Here is a 14,896-nt window from a genome sequence, read left to right as displayed (position 1 = left end):
TGCGGCTCCGAACAACTGAAGACTCCGGCTCCACATGTGTAAAGGCCCTGGTCGATCCGTGATCCTGAGCATCCTCGCCACCGTGGCGGTGCTGGCGGCCATCGCCACCATCGCGGCTGCCCTCCTCCTGGCCGAGACCACCCTGGTGTACTTCGCACTCGGGCTCGGCGGAATCAGCGTCCTGCTGCTCCTGGCGGCGCTGATACAAGGCGGGATACGTGCGGCGGGACAGGATCGGACGCGTACCGGGACGGACGGTTTGGGGAAGTCGTCCGTCCCCGCCGTGGCCAGCACGGCGGCGACGCCACCGGGAGCGCACTACGGGCCGGAGGATTCAGGGCGCGTACCCGCACCGGCTCATGGGCCGGTGCGGGACAGTGTTGTGTCGGAGCACGGAAGTACTGGATTCACACCAGTCACGGGGGAGTGGCCGGAAACGGCCACCGGGTCGCCTGACCCCGACCCGGCCCGCCCGCACGGACACCGGCCCGGTGAAGACACCCGGCCCGTCCCGGAGCCGGAACGGTTCGACTACCGGATCCCGTACCAGGGCCGGACCGAGGACCACAGGTGGGCGGCGGCGGAACCGGGGACCGAGGGCACGGAGCCCTTCTCCGACTGGACCCCGTCCCGGCCGGACGAGCCGAACGCGGCCGACGAGGCCGGCCTTCCCACTCCGGCCGACGAGACCCCCGCCGGGGCGAGCACGTTCACCGCGTTCGATGCGGACGTCCCGAGTGACGTCGAGGAGAGCGTCGCGGCGGATACCGCGGAGAAGTCGGATTCTGCCGACCGCGCGGACGTCCCGGACGACAACGCCGACGAGGCCCCGAGGTTCAACTACCGCGTCCCGACCGCTGACGCCACCGACGACGTCGAGGCGTACCCGGACGACACCGAAGCCGGTAGCCACGGCGCAGACGACGACGTACCGTCCCCGACCGGCTCCGCCGTGGTCGAACCGGACGCCGGGATCGTCGAGGTCGACGCGGACCAGACGGAAGGTACTCCTGAGCCGGGTGAGCCGACCGGGGCTCGGAACACCGCTGAGGCCAGCGCCGGTGAGGGCGCGTTCAGCTATCGGGTTCCCGCTTCCGAGCCCGCCGAGGCCGAGGTGGAGGCCGGGACCTCTGAGCCCGTGGAGACTTCCGAGGCCGTTGAGCCTGCCGGGATCGTGGGGTTCGACACGGACGAGGCGCAGGGTGGTGCTGAGCCCGCCGAGCGCGCTGAGGCTTGGGACACAGTGGAGACCTCCGAGCCGGTTGAACCCGCTGAGGCCTGGGACGCCGTGGAGTCCACGGACACTGGAGCCGATTCCGATGGGGGCGCGTTCAGCTACCGCGTCCCGACCGCCGAGCCCTTTGAGGACGAGGCGGACCCGGGGACCTCTGAGTCCGCCGAGACTACTGGGTCCGTTGAGCCCGTTGAGGCTTCGGACACCGTGGAGACTTTCGAGTCCGTTGAGCCTGCCGAGCGCGTCGAGTTCGACACGGATCAGGTGCAGGATGGCGCTGAGCCCGGTGAGCCGACGGGGGCTCGGGCCACCGCCGAGACCATCGAGTCGGTTGAGCCTGCTGAGGCTTCGGACACCGCCAGCGACGCCGGGTCCGAGGGCGATGCCGGTGAGGGTGGGTTCAGCTACCGGGTTCCCACCGCCGAGCCCGCCGAGGTCGAGGGGGACACCGGGGTCAGCGAGATCGACGCGGAGCCGACCGAGGACGCGGACGAGCCGGACGCCGGGACTTCTGAGCGCGCTGGGTCCCGGGACACCGTAGACGTCAGCGGGACCGCCGAACCTGCTGAGGCATCGGAGACGGCCGAGGCCTCCGGAGCCGGAGCTCGTGCCGGTGGGTTCAGCTACCGGGTCCCCACTTCCGAGCTCTCCGAGCCCTCCGAGCCCCCCGAGCCCGCCGAAGGCGACGCGGACGAGACGGCCGCCTTCTCCTACCGGGTGCCGGTGGCGGACACCGACGACGACTCACCCGTGGCCTACGCGGCGATCCTGGACCCCGACGACGAGCCCTCGTCCCCCGACGACTCTTCCCGCAGGCAGGATCCCGACCAGGTCTCCTGACCCCCGGACACACGACGGGCGCCGCTCCCACCGGAGCGGCGCCCGTTCGCTTCGGATCAGGCCCGGCGGAACCCGAACGCCACACCGAACTCCTCGGAGGAGGCCGTGTGCAGGTCCCCGGTGATCTCACCGGCGACGAACGCGTCCGCCAGCACCTCGCCGGCGATGGTCTCGGAGTGCTCCACGAGCGCCTGCTCCGTGCCCGCGTCGGTGGCCGACCACCACACGTGGATCCGGTCGGACACCTCCAGCCCGCTGTTCTTGCGTGCCTCCTGCAGCATGCGCACCATCTCGCGCGCCAGACCCGCACGGCGCAGCTCAGGCGTCAGCTCCAGGTCCAGGGCGACGGTCTCCCCGGACTCCGAGGCCACGGCCCAGCCCTCTCGGGGCTGCTCGGTGACCAGCAGCTCGTCGGCGCTGACCTCCACCGGCTCGTCCTCGACCTGCACCCGGGCCCAGCCGCTGGCGCGGACCTGCTCCACCAGCATGGCCGGATCGGCGGCCTGCACGGCCTTGGCCACCAGCGGCGTGCGCTTGGCGAACCGCTTGCCCAGCGACCGGAAGTTCGGCTTGACGATGTAGTCGACCAGGTCGCCGCCCACGGAGGACAGCGAGTCCAGCCCGGCCACGTTGAGTTCGTCGGAGATCTGCGCCCGCAGCTGCTCGGGCAGCTCCGCGAACCCCGGAGCGCCCACCAGGGCGCGCGGCAGCGGCTGCCGGGTGCGCATGGCCGAGTCGACCCGCGCCGAACGCCCCAGCTCCACCAGGCGCCGCGTGAGTGCCATGTGCCCGGACAGCTCCGTGTCGACGAGCTCCTCGCGCACCCGCGGCCACGACGCCAGGTGCACCGAGTCCGCCGCGTCCGGACGGCGGATCGCCGACCACACGTGGTCGGTCAGGAACGGCACGATCGGCGCCATCAGCAGCGTGACCGTCTCCAGCGCCTCGAACAGGGTCGCGAACGCCGACGCGCCCTCCGGGGTGCTCGCCCCGCCCCAGAACCGGCGGCGGGAGCGGCGCACGTACCAGTTGGACACGTCGTCGACGAACGCCGTCAGCCGTCGCCCGGCCGTGGTCGTGTCGAAGGCGTCCATGGCCTGCGTGACGTCGCGGACGACCTCGTTGAGCTCCGAGAGCAGCCACCGGTCCAGCAGCGGGCGGTCCTTCGGCGCCGGGGCCTTCTCCAGCATGGAGTGGTCCCAGCCCTCGCCGGCGTTGGCGTACAGGGTGAAGAACGACACGGTGCTGTAGTAGGTCAGCAGCACCTTGCGGACGATCTCCTCCAGGGCTGCGTGGCCGACCCGGCGGGCGGTCCACGGTGAGCCGCTGGCCAGCATGAACCACCGCAGCGCGTCGGCCCCGTGCCGGTCCATCACCGGGATGGGCTCCATGACGTTGCCCAGGTGCTTGCTCATCTTGCGGCCGTCCTCGGCGAGGATGTGGCCGAGCACGACCACGTTCTCGAACGAGTTGCGGCCGAACACCAGCGTGCTGACCGCCAGCAGCGAGTAGAACCAGCCGCGCGTCTGGTCGATGGCCTCGGAGATGTACTGCGCCGGGAAGTTCTCCTGGAAGGTCTCCGCGTTCCGGTGCGGCGCGCCCCACTGGGCGAACGGCATGGACCCCGAGTCGAACCAGGCGTCGATGACCTCCGGCACCCGTCGGGCGACCCGCTGGTCCTCGGGCAGGGAGGGGTCGGCGTCAGGGTCGGGGATGACGATGTCGTCCACGTACGGGCGGTGCGGGTCCAGGTTGGACAGGTCCTGCCCGCTCAGGCGGCCCAGCTCCTCCAGGGAGCCCACGCAGATCTGCCGGCCGTCGGGGAACTCCCAGATCGGCAGCGGCGTGCCCCAGTAGCGGTTGCGGGACAGCGCCCAGTCGACGTTGCCGCGCAGCCACTCGCCGAAGCGGCCCTCCTTGACGTTCTCCGGCACCCAGTTGGTGACGTCGTTCTGCGCGATCAGCTCGTCCTTGACCGCCGTCGTGCGGATGTACCAGGACGGGAGCGCGTAGTACAGCAGCGCCGTGTGGCAGCGCCAGCAGTGCGGGTAGGAGTGCTCGTAGTTCTGGTGCCGGTAGAGCAGGCCGCGGTCCCTGAGGTCGCGGACCAGCGTCTTGTCGGCCGTCTTGAAGAAGACTCCGCCCACCAGGTCCAGGTCGGCCTCGAACGTGCCGTCGGCGCGGACCGGGTTGACCACGGGCAGCCCGTAGGCCCGGCACACCGCCATGTCGTCGGCACCGAAGGCGGGCGACTGGTGGACGAGTCCGGTGCCGTCCTCGACGGTCACGTAGTCCGCGAGCACGATGTACTGCGCGGGCTCGTCGAAGGTCACCAGGTCGAAGGGCCGCTGGTAGTTCCAGCGTTCCATCTCGTCGCCCTCGAAGCTCTCCCCGGTGAGCTCCCAGCCCTCGCCGAGGACCTTCTCGAACAGCGGGCGCGCGACCAGCAGCCGCTCGTTGCCGTCCGTGGCCACCACGTACTCCACGTCGGGGTGCACCGCGACCGCGGTGTTGGACACCAGCGTCCAGGGCGTGGTGGTCCACACCAGCAGGGACGTGGGGTGCTCGGGCGAGGCCAGCGGACCGGAGGTCACCGGGAAGCGGACGTACACCGACGGGTCGGTGACGGTCTCGTACCCCTGGGCGAGCTCGTGGTCGGACAGGGTGGTGCCGCAGCGCGGGCAGTAGGGGCTGATCCGGTAGTCGCGGACCAGCAGGCCCTTCTCCCAGATCTGCTTGAGCGCCCACCAGACGGACTCCACGTACTGCGGGTCCATGGTGCGGTAGGCGTCGTCCATGTTGACCCAGTAGCCCATGCGCTCGGTCATGGCGGTGAACGCGTCGACGTTGCGCAGCACGGACTCGCGGCAGCGGTCGTTGAACTCGGCGATGCCGAAGGTCTCGATGTCCTTCTTGCCGGTCAGGCCCAGTTCCTTCTCCACGGCGACCTCGACGGGCAGGCCGTGGCAGTCCCAGCCGGCCTTGCGGTCGACGTGGAAGCCGCGCATGGTGCGAAAGCGCGGGAAGACGTCCTTGAAGGCGCGGGCCTCCACGTGGTGGACGCCGGGCTGGCCGTTGGCCGTGGGCGGGCCCTCGTAGAAGACCCAGTTGGGGCCGCCGCGGGTCTGGTCGAGCGAGCGCTCGAAGACGTTCTCCTTCGACCAGCGGCCGAGGATCTCGCGCTCCGTCGCTGGCAGGTCGATCTGCGCGGGCAGCTGGGGCAGCGCGCGGGATGCGGGCCGGGGGTCGTTGGCCACCGTCGTACCTTTCCATCAGGGGTGTTCCTGACGGAGGGACGAGGCCGGGGCCCCGCGGTACCACCCTCCTTGGAACCGCGCGCGGGCCGCCTGGCGGCCTGTCGCGGATCCCTCTTCGTTGCGCTGGTGCCGGTTCTACTGGGGCGCGCACGGCGGCCCGTTCCTCCGGCGGCTCCGGGGTGATCTTCGCGCTGGTCATGCCCCCGGGCTCCCACCATCCCCGGGTCGCTGGGCCGGACCCGGCCCTCTAGGCTGTGGTCCGTCCGGTCGGGGCCAGCACTACTCGTCCCCATCGACACCATCTGGGAGCCAGGATAACGCAGCGCGGTGGGGCCCACCGCGCCATTTCGGAGAGGGGCCGTCATGGCGGAGGGTTCGCGGGGCGCGGTGCTGGTGACACTGCCCGACCGTGAGGATGCCGTCGAGCTGGCCGAGCAGCTCCAGGAGCAGGGCTACGAGCCGTGCCGGGTGCACCGCGACATGCTCGCCGGGGAGGACGACGCCGAGGACGCGGACTGGGTGATCGAGGTGCTGACCGGACCGCACGGCGGCCCGGCGGTGTTCGACGAGCCCCATCTGGGCCTGCTCGCCGAGGACTACGGGGGCTTCGCCGTCGCGGAGTAGGCCGGCGCGTTCCGCGGTCGGTTCCGCGCGGGGCGGTCGGTGTTCCGTGCCCCGGCGCCCCGCGTCCCGTGCCGCCTTCCGCGCCCGGTTCCGGTTCCGGTTCCGGTTCCGCGCAGCGTGCCCCTTGTCGGGGGGCGGCCGGGGCGACAGGATGGCGCCATGACGATTCGCCGAGCAGGGGTCGAGGACGCCGAGGCCGTCGCCGGCGTGCAGGTCCGCTCCTGGCGGGCCGCCTACCGCGGCATCATGCCGCAGAGCTACCTGGACGGCCTGGACACCGCCCGCCGGGCGGACCGCTGGGCTCGGTGGATCGGCGACGCGGACTGGCCGCGGGAGGCGATGCTCGTCGCCGAGGAGGCCGGGGACATGGTGGCCTTCGCCAGCTTCGGGCCGCTGGAGGACACCCCGGACGTGCCGGAGGTCGCCGCCTTCTACTCCGTGCCCGAGGTGTGGGGCACCGGCGTGAACCAGCGGCTGATGGGCGCCGTCACCGACGCCCTCGGGGCGGGCGGGTACACCGAGGCGGTGCTGTGGGTGCTCTCGGCCAACGACCGGGCCCGCCGTTTCTACGCCGCCCAGGGCTGGCGGGCCGACGACGGGGTCGAGCGGTCGGGCCCGATCAACGGCGTGTACGTGCACAGGGTCCGCTTCCACCGCGCCCTGGACGGGGCGGGGGCCGAGGGCGCCCCGTGGGGATGATTGCCATGCGGCCGCGGATTGCCTAAGCTTCCGGCACCATGCGCGGCACCGCCCGAGGGGGAGCTCTCGCAGTTCAGCGGGGGTACGGGCCGGTGGCGCCCCGTTGGGAGGGGGAGTGCGATGAAGGCCACGAAGATCGCCGGACTGCCGGTCGGACCGGGTGAGGATCCCTGGACGGCCGACGAGATCTCCGAGGTGCGCGACCAGCTGGAGACCGACGTCGCCGCGGCGAGGGAGGAGATCCGCGAAGCCGAGAACGCCCTCGCCGAGCGGCTCACCGACCCCGTGGAGGGCGCCGGTGACGACCCCGCCGACACCGGAGCCAAGGCCTTCCAGCGCGAGCACGACCTGGCGTTGGCCTACAATACACGTGACCTGCTCGCCAAGAGCGAGCAGGCGATCGAACGGATGGACGCGGGAACCTACGGGGTCTGTGAGTCATGCGGCCGGGCCATCGGTAAGGCGCGCCTGCAGGCCTATCCACGGGCCACCCTGTGCGTGACCTGCAAACAGCGCGAGGAGCGTCGCTGACTGAGGTAGAGCCCTCTGGGGACCAGAACATGACCACGAACGACGACACGGGTGCGCGGCCGCGCAGGTTCGTGCTCCTGCTGCTCGTCGCTCTCACCGCGATCCTCGTCGACCTCGCCACCAAGCAGTGGGTCCTGGCGACCTTCAGCGAGGGCGAGAGCGTCGACGTGATCGGAAGCTTCCTCCAGTTCACCCTGGTGTTCAACACCGGCGCGGCGTTCTCGCTCGGCACCGGCTACACCTGGGTGTTCACCATCATCGCCAGTTGCGTGGTCCTCACGATCGCCTACATCGGCCGACGCGTGCGCAGCGTGTGGTGGGGCGTGACGCTCGGACTGATGATGGGCGGCGCCGCGGGCAACCTCGTCGACCGCTTCTTCCGCGACCCCGCTCCCTTCCACGGGGCGGTCGTGGACTTCATCCGGCTGCCGAACTACCCCGTGTTCAATATCGCCGACTCCTGCGTGGTGGTCGGCGCGATCCTCGTCGTGGTGCTGACCTTCAAGGGCCTGGGCATGGACGGGGCCATCGTCGAGGACACGCGGGACGCCAAGAAGTCCAAGAAGGGCCGGGGCGGCGCGGACCCGGCCGACGACTCCACCGAAGGGAAGGGCCAGTGAGCGACACGCGTAGCCTGCCCGTGCCCGACGGGCTGGAGGGCGACCGGCTCGACGCCGCGATCGCCCGGCTGTTCGGGCTCTCGCGGACCCGTGCCGCCGAGCTGATCGTGGACGGCAGCGTCCTGGTGGACGGCTCCGAGGCGGGCAAGTCCGACCGCGTGCAGGCGGGCGCCTGGCTGGAGATCACCCTCCCGCCGCCGCCCACCGCGCCGGTGCCCCGCGCCGAGGCCGTTCCCGGCATGAAGATCGTGCACGAGGACACCGACATCATCGTGGTGGACAAGCCGGTCGGCGTGGTCGCCCACCCCACGGTCGGCTGGACCGGGCCGAGCGTCCTGGAAGGGCTGCTGGCCTCCGGTGTGCAGCTGGCCACCAGCGGGGCCGCCGAGCGCCAGGGGATCGTGCACCGGCTGGACGCCAACACCACCGGCCTGATGGTCGTGGCCAAGAGCGAGACCGCCTACAGCGTGCTCAAGCGGGCGTTCAAGGAGCGCACGGTCGACAAGCGCTACCACACGCTCGTCCAGGGCCACCCGGACCCGCTCCGGGGGACCGTGGACGCGCCGATCGACCGGCACCCGGCCGGTGACGGACGCTGGGCCGTGGTCGCGGGCGGACGCCCCTCGGTGACGCACTACGACACCCAGGAGGCCTTCCGGGCCGCCAGCCTGCTGGAGATCAAGCTGGAGACCGGCCGCACCCACCAGATCCGGGTGCACATGGCCGCGCTCAAGCACCCGTGCGTGGGCGACCTGCTGTACGGCGCCGACCCCTCCCTGGCCGAGCGGCTGGGCGTACGGCGCCAGTGGCTGCACGCGGTACGGCTGGGCTTCGACCACCCCACCGAGCACCGCCCGGTGGAGTTCTCCAGCACCTACCCCGAGGACCTCGCCGCCGCGGTCGAGGGCCTGCGCGAGGACTGACCCGCCACGTGGCCGTCGGGGCGTTCGGGCACACCCCGGACGCCCCGAGCCGTGTCCGGGTGCGCCGGGCCGGGTCCGGACCGATCCGGTGGTCCGGCGGCTGAGGGAGCAGGGCGTGCGGGACCGGGTGCCCCGGGCGGAGGCGTGGATCGCCGCCGAGGGGCCCGCGAGCGCGGAGCGGATCAGCGGCCGTCCGTCGGCCTGACGGGTCGGACCCGCAGCAGGCCCTGGCACAGGGCGGCGCCCACGATGATCACGACGGCGCCCAGCGGCTGGTTCCAGGCCAGGCTCTCTCCCATGAGGACCACACCCGCGACGACAGCGACCAGGGGCACCACGTAGGTCACCGTCGTGGCGACCGTCGCCCCGGCGGCGCGCACGATCGCGTACTGCAGGATGTAGGCGGCCCCCGTGCCCAGGGAGCCGAGGAGGACCACCGAGACCACCACCTGCCACGTCACCCCCGTGGGCACCCCGTCCAGCGCCGGCGCCAGGAGCACCAGCGGCGCCGCGCCCAGCAGGAGCTGGAGCGTGCTCAGCTCCAGGGCGCCGTGCGGGCTGCCCGCGACGAAGCGGCGCAGGTAGGGCGTTCCGATCCCGTAGCAGGCGGTCGCGCCGACGACGAACAGCATGCCGAGCTGGGCGTCGCGGTCGCTCACGGCGACCTCGCCCAGGGAGTTCCACACGCCGAGCACGGTCAGCACGCCCAGGAAGCCGACACCCAGGCCGAGGATCCGGTTCAGGTCGGGGCGCTCGTCGCTGAGCAGCAGCATCGAGAACACCACGGCGAACAGCGGTGTCGAGGCGTTGACGATCCCCATCAGCGCGGACGGGATGAGCTGGGCCGCGTAGCCGAACAGGGTGAAGGGGATCGTGTTGAGCAGCAGCGCCGTCACGAACAGGTGCCACCACAGGCGCGGCGAGCGCGGCACGCGTCCACCGCGCAGGGCCAGGACGGCCAGCAGGGGGAGGCCGCCGCAGAGCATCCTGCCCAGGGACAGCTGGAGCGGGGTCAGCGCCTGTGCTCCGACCTTGATGAACAGGAAGCTCAGCCCCCAGATCAGGGCCAGCAGGACGAACTTGGCGCGCCAGTCGGACAGGATCCGGGAGGCGGTGCCGGGCGAGGCCCCGGACGGAGCGAGAACGGACATGGTCTGGTTCTACCGTGGTCCCACATCTTAGGTCTACTTCGCTTTTCTTAAGGCACCAGTTAGCATCCCTTACATGCTCAGTGTCGACCGCCTCCGCGTCCTCCACGCCATCGCCGTGCACGGGTCCCTCAGTGCCGCGGCCCAGGCGCTCCACGTCACCAATTCGGCCGTGTCCCAGCAGCTCACCAAGCTCGAACGCGAGACCGGCCAGCCCCTCGTCGAACGCAACGGCCGGGGCGTGCGCCTCACCGACGCCGCCGAACTCCTGGTCGAGCACACCGCACGCATCCTGTCGATGGTCCAGCGCGCCGAGGCCGAACTGGAGGCCCACCGCGACGACGTCACCGGCCACCTGCGCCTGTCCGGTACCCCCACCGCCGTGCGCGGCCTGCTTCCGCACGCGCTCAACGCCCTGCACGAGGCCCATCCCGGGCTGCGCCTGGAACTGCACGAGGAGGAACCGCACGAGAGCCTCCCGGCCATGGTCCGCGGCGACGCCGACCTGGCGATGATCATCGACTGGGTCGGCTCGCCGCTGGAACTGCCCCCGGGCATGAGCCGCGCCTCGCTCATGGAGGACATCGGTGACATCGCGCTGCCCGCCGACCACCCCCTGGCCCACCGCGAGCTGCTGGAGATCGACGAGATCCTCACCCTGCCCTGGATCAGCTGGTCCAAGGCCTCGATCTGCAACGACTGGCTCCACGACATGATCCGCTCCCGCGGCGCCGAACCGCGGATCGTGCACAACGTCGAGGAGCACCAGACCAAGCTCGCGCTCATCGCCGCGGGGATCGGCGCCGCCGTCATGCCCAGGCTGGGCCGTGGGACCGTGCCCGAGGGAGTGCGCATCGTCCCCGTCCAGCCCGCGCTGGTACGCCAGGTCTACGTGTTCTGGCGTACCGACGCCTCGCGCCGGCCCGCCATCCGGGCCACCGTCCGCGCGCTGCGCGAGGCCGCCGCCACCTACACCGAATGAGGCACGCCGTGGCCGCCCCGGTCGGACCGGGACGGCCGCGCGCCTACTCGGACCCGGGCGCCCGGCCGGTCAGGGACAGCGTCCGCCGTGGAGGACGCGATCCTTCGGCCGGGAGCCTTCGGCCCTACTCGGACAGCAGGTCCGACAGGGTGGCGGACGGACTGATGACGTCCGGGTCGGTGCGCACGTCCACCAGGGTCGGCAGATCGGCGTCCACCGCCTCGACCAGCGCCTTCTCCAGTTCCGCGCGTGTGTGCGCCGTCGCGCCCCGCGCCCCCAGCGACCGCGCGAACCCGGCCAGGTCCAGCGGTCCGCTGATCCGCGTGCCGGCGATCCTGCCCAGCTCGCGGGCCTGGTGCATCGCGATCGTGCCGTACAGGCCGTTCTGGAACACCACCACGGTGATCGGTGCGCCCTCGCGCACGGCCGTCTCCAGCTCCTGGCCGGTCATCATCGCCCCGCCGTCACCGGCCACCGCCACCACCGTGCGCTCCGGGGCGGCGATCTTGGCCGCCACCGCCGCCGGCACGGCGTAGCCCATGGCCCCGCTGGTGGGGGCCAGCTGCGTGCGGGGATGGCGGAACCACCATCCCCTGTGCAGGAAACTGGCGAAGTTGCCCGCGTCGTTGGTGATCAGGGCGTCCTCGGGCAGGGCCTCGCGCATGCCCTCCACCACCGACCACGGGTGCAGGCCCGGACCGGGGTGATCGGCCGCCCCGGGCGGGACCGTGGCCGTGTCCACCCACGCCCGCCGGGCCGCGCTCCAGTCGCGGTGGGGCGCCCGGACCGGAGACGCGGCCAGAGCGCGCAGGGCCTCCCCGGCGTCGGCGACCGCGCCGAACCACAGGTCGGTGGTGGCTCCCACCTGCCCCGGATCGATGTCGATCTGCGCCACCTTCGTGCGGGCGCCGCCCCTCGGGAGTGTGAAGCCCTGCGTGGTGGTCTCGCTCAACCGGCAGCCGACCGCCAGGACGGCGTCGGACTCGCGCAGCGCGTCCAGGGTCGCGGGCGGGCACCCCAGACCCAGGTGGCCGAGGTAGAGCGGGTGGTCGTTGGGGAAGACGTCCTGGCGCCGCCACGCCGCGTACACCCCGGCACTGAAGCGCTCGGCGACGGCGACCAGGTCCTCCCTGGCCGCGCGGGCGCCGCCGCCCGCGATGATCACGGGGCGGACCGCGCGGGCCAGCAGGTCGGCCAGCCGGTCGCGGTCGTCCCCGGACAGCGGGGGACGGGGCACCTGGAACGGCACCGGCGGGTCCTGGCGGCCCACCCGCTGACCGAACAGGTCGCCGGGCACCGCGATGGCCACGGGCCCCGGCCGCCCGGTCGTCGCGATCCGGATCGCCTTGGCGGTGATCTCCGCCAACCGGTCGGCGCGGTGCACGGTCGTGGACCACTTGGTGATCGGCGCGTAGAACGCGGTGAGGTCCACCTCCTGGAAGGCCTCGCGGTCGAGTCGCTCGGTCTCGGCCTGGCCGAGGAAGACGATCATCGGGGTGGAGTCCTGCATGGCCGTGTGCACGCCCACGGCGAGGTTGGCCGCGCCGGGGCCCCGGGTGGCCGCGGCCACCGCGGGCACCCCGGTGAGCTTGGCGTCGGCCTCGGCCATGAACCCGGCGCCGTTCTCGTGGCGGGTGGAGACCAGGGACATCCCGGGATGCCGGTCGATGGCGTCGGCGAGTTCCAGGAAGCTCTCGCCGGGAACGGTGTAGCACCGTCGGATCCCGGCGGCGGCCAGGACCTCCACGGCCGCGTGCGCGGCGGTGTCGGTGGGGGGTTGGCGGCGGGCAGGGGTCATGAGGGCGGGTCCTTCCGTCGTTGCAAGGTCCACTCGGCGCGCCGGGGCGCGTGCGGCCGACTCTGGCACCCGCCCCGGTACCGGTCAAGGACGCAGGGGGCCGCCCCCGGGTGGGACCAGGCCACCGGACATGGATCCCCGCGAGAACCCCGTACCTGGGGCCGCCCCCGCGCGGGGTCAGGCCAGGCCCAGAGCCCGCAGGCCCGCGGTGGTGGCCGCCGCCGCGACGATCACCACCAGGAAGGGCGCGCGCAGCGCCAGGGCGAGCACGGCCGCGCCGAGCCCGGCCATGCGCGCGGTGTCCCATGACAGGGCCTGGCCGTCGCCGCGCAGGGCCTCCACGGTGATGAGCGCGGCGAGCAGCGCGAGCGGGACGGCGGTGGCGAACCGCTGCAGCCAGGGGTTGTCGAGAAGGCGCCGCGGCGCGGCCAGGCCCGCGAACTTCAGCAGGTAGCAGCCCGCCGCGGTGGCGACGAGGGCGATCCACAGGGTCATGCGCGGGCCTCCTCGGCGGGTTCGGCCACGGCCGTCGGCGCGGCGCCGACCGGGCGGATGAGCGCGATCAGGGCGGCGGACGCCGCGAGCAGCACCGGTACGCCCGGCGGCAGCAGGGGGGTGGCGGCGAGCGCGACGCCGGCGCCCACGACGGCGATCAGCCACGCCCGGCCGCCGCCCTCGCGCAGCCGGGGCCACAGCAGGCCGAGGAAGATCGCCGGGCCGACCGCGTCGAGGCCGAAGGCGTTCATGTCGCTGACGCGCTCGGTGGCCAGCGCGCCCGCCAGGGTCGTCACCACCCAGAACGAGCCGAGCACCGCGTAGGTGGTCACGAACGCCGTGCGGGCCGAGGCCCGGTCGGACTGGGCCAGGGTGACCGCGGCGGTCTCGTCGATGACGCCGTGCGCGGCGACGGCGCGCCTGGCACCGCGCCAGCCGAGGAGGTCGGCCAGGCGCAGGCCGTAGAGGGTGTTGCGGGCACCGAGCAGGAGCGCGCCCAGGACCCCGGCGACCAGGCTGCCGCCGCCGGCGATGACGCCGACGAGCGCGAACTGGGAGGCGCCGGTGAACGCGAACAGGCTGAGGAACAGGGCCTGTGCGGGGGACAGGCCGGCGGCCACCGCGGCCGTGCCGAAGGCCAGGCCGGCGGCGCCCACGGCGACACCGATCCCCAGGCTGTCGCGCACGGCGGGCGACTTGAGCAGAGCGAAGGTTCTCACTCGACGCACCGTAGGAAGTGCGGACCGGTGGTGTCTTGAACGTTCTTGCACGGGCACGGGTTCGCGGCAGTCGTGCGCGGGGAGCGGCCCGCCCGTCAGGAGGTCAGCAGGGCCCGCTGGTAGGCGCCGGGCGGCACGCCCAGGTGCAGCTTGAAGTGACGGGTGAGGTGCGGCTGGTCGGCGAAACCGACCCGCACCGCGACGTCGCCCGGCGGATGGCCCGACCGCAGCAGGGCGCGGGCGCGGTCCACGCGCAACTGGTTGACGTAGGCGTGCGGGGGCAGGCCGTGGACGCTGCGGAAGGCCCGAGTGAGCGCGAAGGGGCCGATCCCGACCTCGGCGGCGAGCTCCTCCAGGGTGGGCGGGTCCAGCAGCCGGGCGGCGAGGACGCGGCGGGCGCGTTCCACCTCGGGGCGGGCGGAGTGCGCGGTGGGCTCGGCCGACGTTCCGCGCCCGTGCGTGCGCAGCAGCAGCCCCAGGCCCTGTCTGGTCAGGGACGAGGCGGTCAGCGGGTCGCCGTGGTCGGCCGCCAGGTGGGCGTTGACCAGGATCCGCGCGACCTCCGGCGCGTGGATGCCGGATTCGGTGAAGGCGGGCGTCCCGCGGATGCCGAGTTCACCGGCGATGCCCTCGACGACCTCGGGGGAGGGGTAGAAGACCCGGTAGCCCCAGCCCTCGGGGACACCGGCGTGTCCGGTGTGCACCTCGCCCGGGCCGACGACGGCCAGTCCGCCCGGGCCCACGCGTGCGCGGCCCCCGGGGTGCGAGTACTCCTCGATGCCGTCGGTGATCACGCCGATGGTGTACGTGGGATGCGTGTGCCGGACGAACGAGGTGGTGACGAAGCGGGCGGTGAGCAGCTCGGTGCCCGGCAGGCCCGGGAAGCGCCAGTAGCGCGCGTGTTCCGCGCGCGGATCCTCGACGGCTGGGTGTACGTCCCTGGGCTGGCCCATACGTCCAGGTTAGATCCCCTCGTGTGGGTTGCCGGCCGGTGCCGGTCCCCGGTCGCCCGCCGTCGGCGCACCC

Annotated in this window: 13 protein-coding genes; 7 read left to right on the top strand and 6 right to left on the bottom strand. The window is 72.7% G+C overall.

Annotated features, from left to right (window positions below; all coding sequences use genetic code 11):
- Positions 1–82: 82 nt before the first annotated feature.
- Positions 83–2,074 carry a hypothetical protein gene (locus HNR10_RS05785; RefSeq protein ID WP_179821442.1) on the top strand — a complete coding sequence of 664 codons (1,992 nt, stop codon included), beginning with the start codon at positions 83–85 and terminating at the stop codon, positions 2,072–2,074.
- Positions 2,075–2,130: 56 nt separating this feature from the next.
- Here the strand turns inward: HNR10_RS05785 and ileS are convergent, their stop codons facing one another.
- Positions 2,131–5,331, bottom strand: coding sequence for an isoleucine--tRNA ligase (gene ileS, locus HNR10_RS05780; protein ID WP_179821441.1), 3,201 nt, complete (start codon positions 5,329–5,331; stop codon positions 2,131–2,133).
- Positions 5,332–5,694: 363 nt separating this feature from the next.
- Between ileS and HNR10_RS05775 the strand changes: the two genes are divergently transcribed.
- The 5 genes from HNR10_RS05775 (at position 5,695) to HNR10_RS05755 (ending at position 8,728) form a co-directional block, all read left to right on the top strand.
- Positions 5,695–5,955, top strand: coding sequence for a hypothetical protein (locus HNR10_RS05775; RefSeq protein WP_179821439.1), 261 nt, complete (start codon positions 5,695–5,697; stop codon positions 5,953–5,955).
- A 159-nt stretch (positions 5,956–6,114) separates the two neighbouring features.
- Entirely contained in the window at positions 6,115–6,654 is a 540-nt protein-coding gene (locus HNR10_RS05770; protein ID WP_179821437.1) for a GNAT family N-acetyltransferase, read from the top strand.
- Between the two features lie 120 nt (positions 6,655–6,774).
- A complete protein-coding gene (locus tag HNR10_RS05765) occupies positions 6,775–7,185 on the top strand; it encodes a TraR/DksA family transcriptional regulator (protein WP_179821435.1) in 411 nt (136 codons plus the stop codon).
- Between the two features lie 29 nt (positions 7,186–7,214).
- Positions 7,215–7,805 carry a signal peptidase II gene (lspA, locus tag HNR10_RS05760; protein ID WP_179821433.1) on the top strand — a complete coding sequence of 197 codons (591 nt, stop codon included), beginning with the start codon at positions 7,215–7,217 and terminating at the stop codon, positions 7,803–7,805.
- On the top strand, positions 7,802–8,728 hold the full coding sequence (locus HNR10_RS05755; protein WP_179821431.1) for an RluA family pseudouridine synthase: 927 nt from the start codon (positions 7,802–7,804) through the stop codon (positions 8,726–8,728). The genes lspA and HNR10_RS05755 overlap by 4 nt, the downstream gene beginning before the upstream one ends.
- 182 nt (positions 8,729–8,910) lie before the next feature.
- Here the strand turns inward: HNR10_RS05755 and HNR10_RS05750 are convergent, their stop codons facing one another.
- On the bottom strand, positions 8,911–9,879 hold the full coding sequence (locus tag HNR10_RS05750) for a DMT family transporter (RefSeq protein ID WP_179821429.1): 969 nt from the start codon (positions 9,877–9,879) through the stop codon (positions 8,911–8,913).
- A gap of 73 nt (positions 9,880–9,952) precedes the next feature.
- On the opposite strand from HNR10_RS05750, the gene HNR10_RS05745 reads away from it, so the two are divergent.
- Entirely contained in the window at positions 9,953–10,858 is a 906-nt protein-coding gene (locus tag HNR10_RS05745; protein WP_179821427.1) for a LysR family transcriptional regulator, read from the top strand.
- Positions 10,859–10,982: 124 nt separating this feature from the next.
- Here the strand turns inward: HNR10_RS05745 and HNR10_RS05740 are convergent, their stop codons facing one another.
- From HNR10_RS05740 to HNR10_RS05725, 4 genes are all read right to left on the bottom strand, one after another.
- Positions 10,983–12,656, bottom strand: a complete 1,674-nt coding sequence (locus tag HNR10_RS05740) for a thiamine pyrophosphate-dependent enzyme (protein WP_179821425.1) — start codon at positions 12,654–12,656, stop codon at positions 10,983–10,985.
- A 177-nt stretch (positions 12,657–12,833) separates the two neighbouring features.
- The gene (locus HNR10_RS05735; protein ID WP_179821423.1) at positions 12,834–13,151 is read right to left on the bottom strand and encodes an AzlD domain-containing protein; all 318 of its coding nucleotides are present in this window, start codon (positions 13,149–13,151) and stop codon (positions 12,834–12,836) included.
- On the bottom strand, positions 13,148–13,870 hold the full coding sequence (locus HNR10_RS05730; RefSeq protein ID WP_376769735.1) for an AzlC family ABC transporter permease: 723 nt from the start codon (positions 13,868–13,870) through the stop codon (positions 13,148–13,150). Before HNR10_RS05730 ends, HNR10_RS05735 begins: the two co-directional genes overlap by 4 nt.
- A 95-nt stretch (positions 13,871–13,965) precedes the next feature.
- A complete protein-coding gene (locus HNR10_RS05725; protein ID WP_179821421.1) occupies positions 13,966–14,823 on the bottom strand; it encodes an AraC family transcriptional regulator in 858 nt (285 codons plus the stop codon).
- Between the last annotated feature and the right edge of the window lie 73 nt (positions 14,824–14,896).

The sequence above is a fragment of the Nocardiopsis aegyptia genome (assembly GCF_013410755.1).
Classification (GTDB): domain Bacteria; phylum Actinomycetota; class Actinomycetes; order Streptosporangiales; family Streptosporangiaceae; genus Nocardiopsis; species Nocardiopsis aegyptia.
The sequence above is the reverse complement of the archived record's forward strand: the minus strand, read 5'-3'. Positions and strand labels throughout refer to the sequence as shown.